At 63.3% G+C, this 12,872-nt stretch carries 10 protein-coding genes; 4 read left to right on the forward strand and 6 right to left on the reverse strand.

Going from position 1 to position 12,872, the window contains the following annotated elements; all coding sequences use genetic code 11:
- The 4 genes from FQY83_RS04175 to FQY83_RS04190 form a co-directional block, all read right to left on the reverse strand.
- On the reverse strand, positions 1 to 283 hold a 283-nt coding region (locus FQY83_RS04175; RefSeq protein ID WP_146385382.1), incomplete at its 3' end, for a DUF3806 domain-containing protein.
- A gap of 1,008 nt (positions 284 to 1,291) precedes the next feature.
- Positions 1,292 to 1,942, reverse strand: a complete 651-nt coding sequence (locus FQY83_RS04180; RefSeq protein ID WP_146385384.1) for a hypothetical protein — start codon at positions 1,940 to 1,942, stop codon at positions 1,292 to 1,294.
- 122 nt (positions 1,943 to 2,064) lie between these two features.
- A complete protein-coding gene (locus FQY83_RS04185) occupies positions 2,065 to 2,787 on the reverse strand; it encodes an HIRAN domain-containing protein (protein WP_146385386.1) in 723 nt (240 codons plus the stop codon).
- A gap of 1,904 nt (positions 2,788 to 4,691) precedes the next feature.
- Complete coding sequence (locus FQY83_RS04190; protein WP_146385388.1) at positions 4,692 to 4,997, reverse strand: putative quinol monooxygenase; 306 nt, start codon at positions 4,995 to 4,997, stop codon at positions 4,692 to 4,694.
- Positions 4,998 to 5,202: 205 nt separating this feature from the next.
- On the opposite strand from FQY83_RS04190, the gene FQY83_RS04195 reads away from it, so the two are divergent.
- Complete coding sequence (locus FQY83_RS04195; RefSeq protein WP_238333404.1) at positions 5,203 to 6,195, forward strand: integron integrase; 993 nt, start codon at positions 5,203 to 5,205, stop codon at positions 6,193 to 6,195.
- Here FQY83_RS04195 and FQY83_RS04200 read toward each other — a convergent pair whose 3' ends face one another.
- Positions 6,196 to 6,672 carry an Lrp/AsnC family transcriptional regulator gene (locus tag FQY83_RS04200; RefSeq protein WP_146385392.1) on the reverse strand — a complete coding sequence of 159 codons (477 nt, stop codon included), beginning with the start codon at positions 6,670 to 6,672 and terminating at the stop codon, positions 6,196 to 6,198.
- Between the two features lie 168 nt (positions 6,673 to 6,840).
- On the opposite strand from FQY83_RS04200, the gene phhA reads away from it, so the two are divergent.
- Positions 6,841 to 7,737 carry a phenylalanine 4-monooxygenase gene (gene phhA / locus FQY83_RS04205; RefSeq protein ID WP_146385395.1) on the forward strand — a complete coding sequence of 299 codons (897 nt, stop codon included), beginning with the start codon at positions 6,841 to 6,843 and terminating at the stop codon, positions 7,735 to 7,737.
- A gap of 142 nt (positions 7,738 to 7,879) precedes the next feature.
- Entirely contained in the window at positions 7,880 to 9,076 is a 1,197-nt protein-coding gene (locus FQY83_RS04210) for an amino acid aminotransferase (RefSeq protein WP_146385397.1), read from the forward strand.
- Positions 9,077 to 9,135: 59 nt separating this feature from the next.
- Here FQY83_RS04210 and FQY83_RS04215 read toward each other — a convergent pair whose 3' ends face one another.
- Positions 9,136 to 11,043 carry a sigma-54-dependent Fis family transcriptional regulator gene (locus FQY83_RS04215; protein WP_146385399.1) on the reverse strand — a complete coding sequence of 636 codons (1,908 nt, stop codon included), beginning with the start codon at positions 11,041 to 11,043 and terminating at the stop codon, positions 9,136 to 9,138.
- 252 nt (positions 11,044 to 11,295) lie between these two features.
- Here FQY83_RS04215 and adh point away from each other — a divergent pair, with 252 nt between their 5' ends.
- Complete coding sequence (gene adh / locus FQY83_RS04220; protein ID WP_146385401.1) at positions 11,296 to 12,825, forward strand: aldehyde dehydrogenase; 1,530 nt, start codon at positions 11,296 to 11,298, stop codon at positions 12,823 to 12,825.
- Positions 12,826 to 12,872: the final 47 nt, after the last annotated feature.

Consider the following 12,872-nt stretch of genomic DNA (forward strand, 5'->3'; position numbering starts at 1 on the left):
TCAGCGCGGGGTCACGGCCATACTCATCCTCAACTGCAACCCAGTCCAGTCCCATGTGCTGCGCAAGTGCGTCACCAAATGTGATCCCGAGGCATTGCAGCTTGAGTGTGTCTGCTGCCGAGACCCATCCGTTAGTCAGAATTGCATCAACCAAGGCCAGCTTGCCCTCGACAGTGTTGTACTTGTCTAGGGCATGTGGCTCGTAGTGATTCTTGACCCAGTCGCGCTTCGCCTCAACGTCGGCGGAGTCCTCCTGGTTCATGGCTTCGATGATCTGTTTCATAGCGCCTAACGCCTGAGTTAAGCCGCGCCACGAAGTGGCGTCGGCTTGAATGAATTGTTAGGCGTCAACGCTACGACGGAAATGGGAGCACGACAAGGCCCGGCGCTTGAGATGTCGCCGAAGCCGCAAACACTTGGGCACGCCGGCCGTGAACCTATCCCGGGCCTGGCCGAAGCCCGCAGCGAACCCTCAAGTTGCGACGGCATATCTCTACTTTCCGAGGCCAACCGCCATGAATCACCCCGGCGTGCTGCACGAACCTGCCCGAAGCGGAGCTGGCCGAAGCGCGACGAACGACCCGCCGCCACAGACCAGAATTCTTGCAGTACCGCGACCGATCCGATCGCCGAAAACTGCACTGAGCGCAACTGCTTTTAGACGCCTAACGCCTGAATTAAGCCGCGCCGCGAAGCGGCGTCGGCTTGAATGAATTGTTAGGCATCAGACTCCCACCTCTTGCCTGTTTGATCAACGGCGTATGCCTTGGAGACTGAATAGAGTTCTTCATCTCTGTTGAGATATGTGCTGAACGTTCGTGATGACTTCGGTTGCAACGTATCCATGTTTGAGCCCGATGCTTTCTCGAGCGTAAGGGACCGCCCTGGCAGAGCGATGAGGGCTGGTCGATCCTTTCCGGAGCTCGTGACTACGCCCACACTCTCTAGGGGCGCTGGTATGTTGCCAACGTTGCGAACGGTCACCAGATAAACTTCTACGAGGCTTGCGCTTTTCCAAGGCATTTCATGGGTGCCCTCTTGCATGCTCAGGATGTTAGTGGCCTGTTTTGGATGCTTGGTAAAGGACACCGTAATCTTGATTTTCTCCTTATTCCGATTGTGTATGTAAGAGAAGAAGTTGATAGCGAGCGCTGCCGTTCCCGTAAGGGCGCCATAGAAGGCAAGCCAGTTTTCACTAATCCAGTTTGCCAAGACATTTCCCCTGATGCCTAACGCCTGAATTAAGCCGCGCCGCGAAGCGGCGTCGGCTTGAATGAATTGTTAGGGCGCACTACTTGATTTGCTTGAGCGCCCATTGGATATATTCGTATGCTTCGTCGAATCCGCTAAGCCCGAAAGAATCATCATTTGCTGAGCGATAGGGCCAATCGACGTATCTAGTTGCCACGGTGTCGCCAGAAATCAATTGTTGAACGATTTGCTTGCTTTGCGCGGCTGTGAAGACGCCCTCACTGTCTGATGGACTCTTTATCGCTGGGTTTGAATCAATGCGAATGGTTGCGCTTGTCCCAGGGTATTGATCCCCTCCAATGAAGACTTCGACACGGCCAGTTTGGTACAGCCATACCCAGAGCTTATTTCGTTGGAGATAGCATGACTTCTTGTCGTTCATTGGATCTTTCTTGCACGCGGTGCTCCAGTCGCTACCGCGTCCAAGAGCGCCACTTAGCTTTCCATCGGGTGATCCCGAGAAAGAGCCGCTGCCATCTGTGTAGTAGATACGATACGCAACGCCGTTGTGCGCACCTTCCTCGATTTTGTTCACCTCAATCGTGGAAATCAGCTTCATTTCCGATTCTGAAACTACGCCTGATTCAGTGAATGGTGCTTGCGGCTTGAGAAGCGTTGGCTTTTCCACGCGAGTCTGTGCGAGTGCTGGCGCTACCATCAAAAGAGATGTGGCGAAAACAACGAGTCTCATGAATATCTCCAGTGCGCCCTAACACCTAAGATAAGCCGCGCCGCAGCGGGGCGTGAAGCACATGGCAAGCTGTACCTGCCATGTGGTTTGCGCCCCGATGCGGTGTCGGCTTGAGCACATTGTTAGGCTTCACTTGCCAACTCGATCACTGCTTGGCGGCCAGAAATTGATCGGAAGGATGCAGAAGCCTGCTTCTCTCCGAACAACTCCTCATGGTTCTTTCTCGGAATGGCGAACAGCCAGTAACCCGATCCTAGGCCGACTCGATTTTGTGCGTAGTAGCTCACCTTGTCGGAACCTTCTCTTGACCAAGAGTTGATCGTTCCGTTCTTATCCATGTCATCGAGAAGCCCTGCCGGAAGAAAAACCCTAATGACATAGCGTCCTCCGCCGATGCTGCTAGGTTCAGGGTATCCATTTCGTAGGAATGGTCGTGGATACTTGGGAGCAGTCCTATTGGGTATGTCGAAAAGATGGAGATCAAGCTCTATACGGTAGTTGTACCGTTGCTCAGTGGTTTCATGTCCTGCCGTGATGACCGCAGCGCAAGTAGTTTCTTCGCCCTCAAGCTGACAATTTTTCAGGCGGGATCTGAAGTCGGCCGCGAGCTCACGTGGAAGATGTCCTAAGGCAATAGTGTCGATCGATACAAGCACCGCGTTTGGATCGTGGGTGTTGTGATCCTCGGCTGTTAGCTTGACGCTGCAGAAAGTAAGAGCTGGTTCGTAGTAGGCGTTCTTTGCTATGCGCCGAATTTGCCTTTCGTAGTGGCTCGTTCCCGCAACTACGACAGGAAACAATCCACGCTCAGGCCAGTGATAAGGCATTTTTCTCTCTTCGGGCATTCAGCATGCTCCACAGTGAAGCCTAACGCCTGAATTAAGCCGCGCCGCGAAGCGGCGTCGGCTTGAATGAATTGTTAGGCCTCATCCTCGACGCGCGCAAGCTTGTACGCAACAGCGAAGCCAAGGCCGCAGATAAGCAGCAACCACATTGACGAGTCATGGCGGTAAGCCAATACCGGGGCGACGTACCGTGTGGTGCCTTTGACCGGGACGGCAACCGGTTGGTCATTGGACGGAACTAGACCGCCAGCGATAACGAGCCTCTCTTGGCGCATGCCCCAAATTGCGAGAATCCCGAAGCAAATGGCCCAAAGCAGCCAGATGGCGTGCTTGCGAGATACCGGGTTCTTGGGGCGCCGGAGAGCAGCAATGAGCAATCCTGGTATGAGCAGCGCAAGAGCTGCTAGTGCCCAAGAGTCTGAAAGGATTGCTTGAATGTATGGCATGAGGCCTAACGCTTGAGTTAAGCCGTGCCGCGAAGCGGCATCGGCTTGAACGAATTGTTAGGCCTCAGCCTCTCACAGAGCCATCCCGATCCAACGTGCGTGACATCTCATCCTGCACCCAATTACCGTACAGCCGAACTGCACAGCTTACAGATTCATTCTCTTTATCTAGCGCCGCCCCAATGACTCGACCATTGCTAGTATTCCACTCAATTCCCTTAGAAAGATCGCCCAAGCTAATTTTCTTAGGATTATTGGGGTAGTACTTTTCCTTTCCTTTTCCAAACTTGTGATCCAAGACATTGTAAATTGGATCACATGACCGATCAGCGAAGTAAACTGTCGCGGAAGCCAAGTGGGAGTTGAAGAAATTTAGGGTAGCTCCTGTGGCCTCAACTCCAGCAACAATGGGCATTACTCTGAGCTCGCAGCGCCTAGCGTCAGAAGATGGCAGGGAAGAAAGATTCTGCCCACACGTCATGTCGGCATAATTTTCCATATGTTGTCCGATGCATACGTCATCCGCACATGGGCCGATTGGAAACTTTGCCGATTCGTTCTTGTCACATGAGCACAGAAGTACCGCAATTACTGCAAATTGCCTTAGCATCTTCATACGGATTCCCTTGAACCCAAGTGAGGCCTAACGCTTAAGTTAAGCCGCGCCGCGTAGTGGAGCGAACCACATGGCAAGCTCTTTCTGCCATGTGGTTTGCGGAACGAAGCGGTGTCGGCTTGAACGCATTGTTAGGCCGCTGCTCGCCGGCCTAGAGAGGGAACGTCTGAAGCTTGAACCAGCTGGCCAGCTGAAGCTTTTCGCTTCGCGCTCCTGAACTCTGCAACCATGCGGGAGAAATGAAGCGACTCACGAATTGGCGCTGGCACAACGATGGCAGCAAGAAGAACCGGTAGCAAGAACGCCCACGGCGAGACTGGCATGTCTTGAAGATAGCCTATCCCGATCGGCACCAAACCGCAGACGGCCATGAAACTAGCGAGCTTGACCCCATGCCAAATCCAAAAGCGGCGCCATTCGATGGCCGCAGCTAAGCCTTGCTCGATATCTTCAAGTGTCAACACGGTTGGGAGTTCCACAGCGGCCTAACGCTTGAGTTAAGCCGACTTGGCCCGCGTAGCGGGACAAGTTCGGCTTGAACGAATGGTTAGGGCGCCGGCGACAGAACTGCCGGACCCCGTTGCCGGAACTGTACGCCAACCGATCGCCGCTGTGAGCTTGCCCCAAGTCAACTCGGGACTGGCACGCCCCATGGAATACGGCAAGCCTGCGGCTTGCCCCAGACCTGTCGGCATTGAAAGTGCAGCGCGGAAATCTAGAGCAGCCAGCTTTGGCGAAAGAGTGTCAGTCGCTTGAACCTGCACAGACATGGATGCTTAGCCCGAGCGCCCTAACGCCTGAATTAAGCCGCGCCGCGAAGCGGCGTCGGCTTGAATGAATTGTTAGGCACCACCGACGGGATGCCAGAACGAGATATCCGGCGGCCCCGCGAGGAAGGCGCCGGCGCTTTGGATGAAGGATTGAATGTGTGGTTGCTGCATATGCGGCCCAAGAAAAGTCTCTTGGCTTGGCCAGTACTCGATCAGTGTGAAGCGAGCCGGGTCGCTTGCGTCCTGGAGCATGGTGATGCCGCCGCAATCTGGCTCAATGGCCTGGACGGCAGCGATGAGAGTGCCAATCTCGCGCTTGGCTGTGTCCACACGCTCCGGAAGTGCACGATAGCTGACGATTACGACTGCTCCGCTCATACGCGCCCCGATTAGGTTGATGTGGTGCCTAACGCCAATTAGACCCCAAACCGGGGTGTAGCGCCGAATATGCTTGCGGACGGGAGGGGCGTCAATCAGGGTTTTCCTACAGGCACCAATGCTTTGGCCGGATGGTTTTCACGCGACTGTGGCCTGACAGTTTGGAATATCCGGCAAGGAGGCGGTTGTTATGGGATATGACCACATGCAGGCCGGCGTATCCGGCGTGCCGCCAGTGGATGCACGACCGAAGCTGTTGGACGAAGTTCGCGCACGGATGCGGCTCAAACACTACAGTTTGCGGACAGAGCAGGCCTACCTGTACTGGATTCGCCGGTATATCCACGCCAATGGCAAGCGCCATCCGCGCACGCTCGACGGCAAGGCAGTGGAAACCTTTCTGACGCGCTTGGCCACGGACGACCACGTTGCGCCAAGTACGCAGAATCAGGCGTTGTCGGCCATTCTTTTCCTGTATCGCGAGGTGTTGGCGCTCAAGCTGCCTTGGATGAAGGACGTGGTTCGCGCCAAGCGGGCGCCGAAGTTGCCGGTCGTGCTGTCCCGCGCGGAGGTCGAACGATTGCTCGAGCAGTTCTCCGGCCGCGACTGGCTGATGGCGGGCCTGCTCTACGGCAGCGGCCTGCGGCTGATGGAATGCCTGCGCCTGCGGATCAAGGACGTCGACTTCGCCCGCACCGAGATCACCATCCGGGACGGCAAGGGGGGCAAGGACCGGCGAACGGTATTGCCGGCGCGCTTGTCGTCGGCGTTGCGCCTGCAGGTCGATGCGGTGCGCACGCTGCACGCGGAAGAACTGTCGCGTGGCTTCGGCGAGGTGGCGCTGCCGCACGCCCTGGCGCGCAAGTATCCGGGGGCAACACGATCGCTCGACTGGCAGTACCTGTTTCCCGCGTCGCGTCGCAGCATTGATCCGCGCGACGGGCGCATCAAGCGCCATCATCTCGACGAGAACGTGCTGCAGCGCGCGGTCCATCGCGCCGCCAAGCGCGCCGGCATCGATAAACCCGTCACGCCGCACACGCTGCGCCACAGTTTCGCCACGCACCTGCTCGAGGCCGGCGCCGACATCCGCACGATCCAGGAGCTGCTCGGCCACAAGGACGTCGCCACCACGCAGATCTACACGCACGTGCTCAATCGCGGCGCGGGCGGGGTGCTCAGTCCGCTTGATCGCTGACTACGCCTCCGGCAGCGGCAGTCCGCGGAAGGCCTTGACCGTGCGCAGCACGAAGCTGGAGTTGACGTCGGCTACGCGCGCGTCGGCGAGCAGCTTGTCGAGCAGGAAGCGCGAGAAGTGCTCGAGGTCGGAGACGGCGACGTGCAGCAGGTAGTCCATATCGCCGGTGAGGGCGTGGCAGGCGATCACCTCGGGCCAGTCGTTGACGCGGGTGGCGAAGGCGGCCACCGATTCGGCGTCGTGCCGGGCCAGCTGGACGCGCACGAAGGCCTGCAGGCCGAGGCCAAGGCGGTCGCCGTCGAGTTCAGCGCGGTAGCCGGCGATGACGCCCTCGCGTTCGAGCCGCTGCACGCGGCGCAGGCAGGCGGAGGCGGACAGGTGCACGCGTTCGGCCAGCTCGGCGTTGGTCTGGCGGCCGGTGCGCTGGAGTTCGGCCAGGAGCAGGAGGTCGGTGCGGTCGAGGTCGGCTGCGGGCATATGTTGCGCAAATTTGGAATTAATCGAATGAATCTTGCGCTTTCAGACCTGCCTCTTGCAACTTTGCAAGCTTGTTGCGCGAATTGGAGGATATTCTGCAGTTTCGCGCCCCCCACTCCCCCACGCACGGGGGAGGAAGCGAAGGCGGGGCCCTTCCGGAGAACCGCCATGTCCGCCCAGCCGCAGCCGCGTCGCGTCGAGAACCTGCACACCGACAAGGGCAAGGTGCCCGTCTACGCCACCGGCATCGTCGAGCAGCCGTGGGACGGCTACACCACCGAGGACCACGCCACCTGGGCGACGCTGTTCGCGCGCCAGCGCGAGTTGCTCGTCGGCCGCGCCAGCGAAGCCTTCCTGCACGCGCAGGACGCGATGGGCATGACCCCGCACGCGATCCCGAAGTACGCCGAGCTCAACGCGGTGCTGGGCGCGGCCACCGGCTGGCAGCTGATCGGCGTCGAGGGCCTGCTGCCGGAACTCGATTTCTTCGACCACCTCGCCAACCGCCGCTTCCCGGTGACGTGGTGGATCCGCAAGCCGGAACAGATCGACTACATCGAGGAGCCGGACCTGTTCCACGACCTGTTCGGCCACGTGCCGCTGCTGATGAACCCGGTGTTCGCCGACTACATGCAGGCCTACGGCCGCGGCGGGGTGAAGGCGCATGCGGTCGGCGCCGAGGCGCTGCAGAACCTCACCCGGCTGTACTGGTACACGGTCGAGTTCGGCCTGATCCGCGAGCACGGGGCGCTGCGCATCTACGGCAGCGGCATCGTCTCGTCCAAGGGCGAGTCGATCCATGCGCTGGAGAGCGCGGCGCCCAACCGCATCGGTTTCGACCTGGAGCGGATCATGCGCACGCGCTACCGCATCGATACCTTCCAGAAGACCTACTTCGTGATCGACAGCTTCGAGCAGCTGATCGAGGCGACGCGGCCCGACTTCACCCCGATCTACGCGCGGCTGGCGGCGCAGGATTCGATTCCGGCCGGCGAGGTGCTCGATGGCGACCATGTCTTCCAGCGCGGCAGCGGCGAGGGCTGGGCGGGCGACGGCGACGTCTGAAGGCTCTCCCGCAAGTTGATACCGGGCGAATGTTCCGTCCGCAACGAACGCGGGCGGCAGCGGCGAAGATGCTAAAGTTGCGCGGTTTTCGCTGCGCTTTCCGGCAACGCCTTCCCCTCCCCTCCTTGCGACGACTGCTGCCGTGTCTTTTTTCGCGAACGTTGAACTGGTTCCCGGTGATCCCATCCTCGGCCTGACCGAGGCCTACAACGCCGATGCCCGCGCCACCAAGGTCAATCTCGGCGTCGGCATCTACTACGACGAGGACGGGCGCATCCCGGTGCTGCGCGCCGTCCAGCAGGTCGAGCGCCGGCTGGCCGAGGCCAGCAAGCCGCGCGGCTACCTGCCGATCGACGGCATGCCCGACTACACCCGCGCCACGCGCGAGCTGCTGTTCGGCCAGGATTCGCCGCTGATCAGCGAGGGCCGCGCCGCGACCACGCAGACCGTGGGCGGCAGCGGCGCGCTGCGCGTGGCCGCGGAGCTGCTGAAGAAGACGCTGCCGGCCGCGCGCATCGCGATCAGCAACCCGAGCTGGGAGAACCATCGCGCGGTGTTCGGCGCGGTCGGCTTCGAGGTGGTCGACTACACCTATTTCGACGCCGCGGCGCACGGGCTCGACTTCGACGGCATGCTCGCCGACCTGCGCAAGCTGGACGCCGGCACCGTGGTGCTGCTGCACGCCTGCTGCCACAACCCGACCGGCGCCGACCTGTCGCCGGCGCAGTGGGAGCAGGTGATCGCGCTGCTGCACGAGCGCGGGCTGTTCCCCTTCGTCGACATGGCCTACCAGGGCTTCGACCGGGGCATCGCCGAGGATGCGCTGGCGATCCGGCTGCTGGCCGCCTCGCCGATCCGCAACTTCGTGGTCGCCAGTTCGTATTCGAAGTCGTTCTCGCTCTACGGCGAGCGCGTCGGCGCGCTGACCGTGGTCAGCGACAACGCCGACGAGAGCAGGCGCGTGCAGTCGCAGGTCAAGCGGCTGATCCGCGCCAACTATTCCAGTCCGTCGACGCACGGCGCGGCGCTGGTGGCCGGGGTGCTGGGCGATCCGGCGCTGCGCGCGGAATGGGAAGCCGAACTCGGCCAGATGCGCACGCGCATCCACGCGCTGCGCAAGGGCCTGGTGGAGCAGCTCGCCGCCAACGGCGCGCCGCAGTACGACTTCATCCAGCGCCAGGCGGGGATGTTCTCGTACTCGGGCCTGTCGAAGGCGCAGGTCGAGCGCCTGCGCGAGGAATTCGGGATCTATGCCGTCGGCACCGGGCGCATCTGCGTGGCGGCGCTGAGCGCGAAGAACCTCGACTACGTGGCTAAGGCGGTGGCGGCGGTCAGCTGAGGCAGGCCTTCGGCCTGCGATGACCGGGGCGTGGCGCGCCCGCGCGGCGGCCCCGGCGCCTACTGCAGCACGTCCTTCCCCAGCCTGCGGTACAGCGTGCTGCGGCTGACGCCCAGGCGGCGCGCGGCGCGCGAGACGTTGCCGTCGCAGGCCTTCAGCGCGGCGCGCATCGCGGCCTCGGCCAGGGCGTCGAGGTCGGTGCCGGCGACGGGCATCGCGCCGGGCGCGGGCGCATCTCCGCCGTCGGCCGCGGGCGCCAGCCGCGCGCCGCGCGGCGCCTTCTGCAGGTAGCCGGGCAGGTCGCGTTCGGTCAGCGGCACGCCGGGTTCGCCGAGCGCGTCCATGGTGCGCAGGCACGAGACCAGCTGGCGCAGGTTGCCGGGCCAGTCGTAGCCGACCAGCCGCGCCATCGCGTCGTCGGCCAGCGTCTTGCCGCGGCCGATGCGCGCCCACAGTTCGGCGATCAGCGCTGGCAGGTCCGCGTGCTCGCGCAGGGCGTCCAGGTGCACGCCGTGGTGGGAGATGCGGTAGTAGAGGTCGGCGCGGAAGCGGCCTTCGCCGATCGCCTCCTCGAGGTCGCAGTGGGTCGCGCAGACCAGGGCGAAGTCCAGCTTCACCGGCTTGCCGCCGCCGAGCGGGGTGAGCTCGCGCTCCTGCAGCACGCGCAGCAGCCGCGGCTGCAGCGACAGCGGCATGTCGCCGATCTCGTCGAGGAACAGCACGCCGCCGTCGGCCTGCCGCATCAGGCCCGGGTTGCCCTGCTTGCGCGCGCCGGTGAAGGCGCCGTCCTCGTAGCCGAACAGCTCCGATTCGATCAGCGATTCGGGCAGCGCCGCGCAGTTGACCGCGACGAAGGGCTTGCCGGCGCGGCTGCCGCGGCGGTGCAGTTCGCGCGCGAAGACTTCCTTGCCGCTGCCGGTCTCGCCGTTGACGAGCACCGCCATGCCGGCGTCGAGCACGCGCAGCGCGCGCTGCAGTTCGGCGTCGAGCCTGCTGTCGAAGATCGGGCGCCCGGCGCTGTCGTGCCGGGCCGAGGCAGTGACCTGGATCGGCGCGCCGCCGCGCGCGCGGCGCGGCTTCTCGGGGGCGTCGACGTGGCCGGCCAGCATGTCGCCGCCGCGGGTCTGCAGCATGCCTTCGTCGTGCAGCCGCGAGACCGACTCGGCGAACAGAGACTCGTAGGACGCGCGGCCGAGTTCGCCGCGGTCGAGCCCGAACAGGTCGAGTCCGCTGCGGTTGGCGGCGACGAGCCGGCCGTCGCGGAACGCCAGCAGGCCCTCGCGCGCGGTGCCCAGCAGCGCCGGGTCGCGGTGCACGCGCAGCAGCTCGCAGTCGGGCAGTCCCTTCTCGAAGTAGCGGTGTTCGATGTTGGCGACCGCCAGCCGCACCAGGCCCATCGCGTGCGCGTGCGAGACGCTCGATTCGCCGGAGATGTCGAGCACGCCGACCAGCTGGCCGTAGGGTTCGAACACCGGCGCGGCCGAACAGCTGAGGATCCTGTGCGCCGGCAGGTAGTGCTCGCCGCCGCGCACCTCGACGCCCTGCTGCTCGTGGATCGCGGTGCCGATGGCGTTGGTGCCGACCTGCGATTCGTGCCAGCAGGCGCCGGGCATCAGCGCCACGCGCCCGGCCTTGTCGAGGAAGCCGAGGTTGCCCTCGGCGTCGAGGATCCAGCCGTCGGCGTCGGTGAGGATGACGATGCTGTCGGTCGACGCGGCCTCGTGCGAGAGCAGTTCGATCTCGGCGCGCGCCAGTCGCCACAGCTTCTCGTGGCGTTCGCGCATCTCGCGCAGGCGCCGCGCGTCCACCGGTTCGATCGACGGCTTGCGCACCGCATCGAGGCCGAGCTGCCGGCAGCGTCGCCACGACTGCAGGATGGTGCTCGGCACCTGGCCGACCGGGGCGCCGCCCCATTCGAAAAAGGCGCGCCTGGCCTGCGCCAGGTCTCCGTCGATTCTGCGGGCCATCGCGTCTCCTCCCCGCCGCGCTGCGACTGTCGCAATTTGCGACACCGCGCGCGGCGCCTGTCGCCATACACACCACAAGTTGTTCCGGCGCGCAAACACGGATCGTGCGGCACTGCAGCACGTTTTCGGCGACTTTCCAGGATTGGCGCGGGTTTGCGCCATGGCGCGGCGCAACATCGAACGTTGGCATCGCGCTTGCGCCGTTTTCCTGAACCCCACCCGGGCCACCCCAATCGGTACAGGAGACCAACGATGAACGCCGTCAGCGCAGCGCGACCGCAAGCCACCGACCCGCAGTCCATCTTCAAGAAGCGCTACGCCAACTACATCGGCGGCCAGTGGCTGGCGCCGAAGTCGGGCCAGTACTTCGAGAACATCACCCCGATCACCGGCAAGGCGTTCACCGAGGTGCCGCGCTCGAACGCGGCCGACATCGAGGCCGCGCTCGACGCCGCGCACGCGGCGAAGGACGCGTGGGGCAGGACCAGCACCACCGAACGCGCCAACGTCCTCAACCGCATCGCCGACCGCATCGAACAGAACCTCGAGCTGCTGGCGCACGCCGAGACCTGGGACAACGGCAAGCCGATCCGCGAGACGCTCAACGCCGACGTCCCGCTGTGCGTCGACCATTTCCGCTATTTCGCCGGCGCGATCCGCGCGCAGGAAGGCGGCATCTCCGAGATCGACCACGACACCATCGCCTACCACTTCCACGAGCCGCTGGGCGTGGTCGGGCAGATCATCCCGTGGAACTTCCCGCTGCTGATGGCGGTGTGGAAGCTCGCGCCCGCGCTCGCCGCCGGCAACTGCGTGGTGATGAAGCCGGCCGAGCAGACGCCGGCCTCGATCCTGGTGCTGCTGGAGGTCATCGGCGACCTGCTGCCGGCCGGCGTGCTCAACGTGGTCAACGGCTTCGGCCTGGAGGCCGGCAAGCCGCTGGCGAGCAGCCCGCGCATCGCCAAGATCGCGTTCACCGGCGAGACCACCACCGGCCGCCTGATCATGCAGTACGCCTCGCAGAACCTGATCCCGGTGACGCTGGAGCTGGGCGGCAAGTCCCCGAACATCTTCTTCGCCGACGTCATGGCCGAGGACGACGACTTCCTCGACAAGGCGGTGGAGGGCTTCGTGCTGTTCGCCTTCAACCAGGGTGAGGTCTGCACCTGCCCGTCGCGCGCGCTGGTGCAGGAATCGATCTACGACAGGTTCATGGAGAAGGTGCTGGCGCGCGTGGCCGCGATCAGGCAGGGCAACCCGCTCGACCCCAACACCATGCTCGGCGCGCAGGCCTCCAGCGAGCAGCTCGACAAGATCCTGTCCTACATCGACATCGGCAGGCAGGAAGGCGCGCAGGTGCTGGCCGGCGGCACCCGCAACACGCTCGAGGGCGAGCTGGCCGGCGGCTTCTACGTCGCGCCGACGGTGTTCAAGGGCCACAACCGGATGCGGATCTTCCAGGAGGAGATCTTCGGGCCGGTGGTGTCGGTGACCACGTTCAAGGACGAGGCCGAGGCGCTGGCGATCGCCAACGACACGCTCTACGGCCTTGGCGCCGGCGTGTGGAGCCGCGACGCCTCGCGCCTGTACCGCATGGGCCGCGCGATCCAGGCCGGCCGGGTGTGGACCAACTGCTACCACGCCTATCCCGCGCACGCGGCGTTCGGCGGCTACAAGCAGTCGGGCATCGGCCGCGAGAACCACCTCGACATGCTCAACCACTACCAGCAGACCAAGAACCTGCTGGTGAGCTACTCGCCCAAGGCCCTGGGCTTCTTCTGATCGCTTTGCGCGGCCCCGCGCGTCGTTCCTGCTTCTCCCCCCGACGC

This window comes from Luteimonas marina, from assembly GCF_007859325.1.
GTDB lineage: Bacteria > Pseudomonadota > Gammaproteobacteria > Xanthomonadales > Xanthomonadaceae > Luteimonas > Luteimonas marina.

What these genes read in the sequence shown, in the direction of transcription:
- FQY83_RS04185 (WP_146385386.1), bottom strand. Translation starts at nt 2,787, where the DNA reads ATGCCCGAAGAGAGAAAAATGCCTTATCACTGGCCTGAGCGTGGATTG.
- FQY83_RS04195 (WP_238333404.1), top strand. Translation starts at nt 5,203, where the DNA reads ATGCAGGCCGGCGTATCCGGCGTGCCGCCAGTGGATGCACGACCGAAG.
- FQY83_RS04215 (WP_146385399.1), bottom strand. Translation starts at nt 11,043, where the DNA reads ATGGCCCGCAGAATCGACGGAGACCTGGCGCAGGCCAGGCGCGCCTTT.
- FQY83_RS04180 (WP_146385384.1), bottom strand. Translation starts at nt 1,942, where the DNA reads ATGAGACTCGTTGTTTTCGCCACATCTCTTTTGATGGTAGCGCCAGCA.
- FQY83_RS04190 (WP_146385388.1), bottom strand. Translation starts at nt 4,997, where the DNA reads ATGAGCGGAGCAGTCGTAATCGTCAGCTATCGTGCACTTCCGGAGCGT.
- phhA (WP_146385395.1), top strand. Translation starts at nt 6,841, where the DNA reads ATGTCCGCCCAGCCGCAGCCGCGTCGCGTCGAGAACCTGCACACCGAC.
- adh (WP_146385401.1), top strand. Translation starts at nt 11,296, where the DNA reads ATGAACGCCGTCAGCGCAGCGCGACCGCAAGCCACCGACCCGCAGTCC.
- FQY83_RS04200 (WP_146385392.1), bottom strand. Translation starts at nt 6,672, where the DNA reads ATGCCCGCAGCCGACCTCGACCGCACCGACCTCCTGCTCCTGGCCGAA.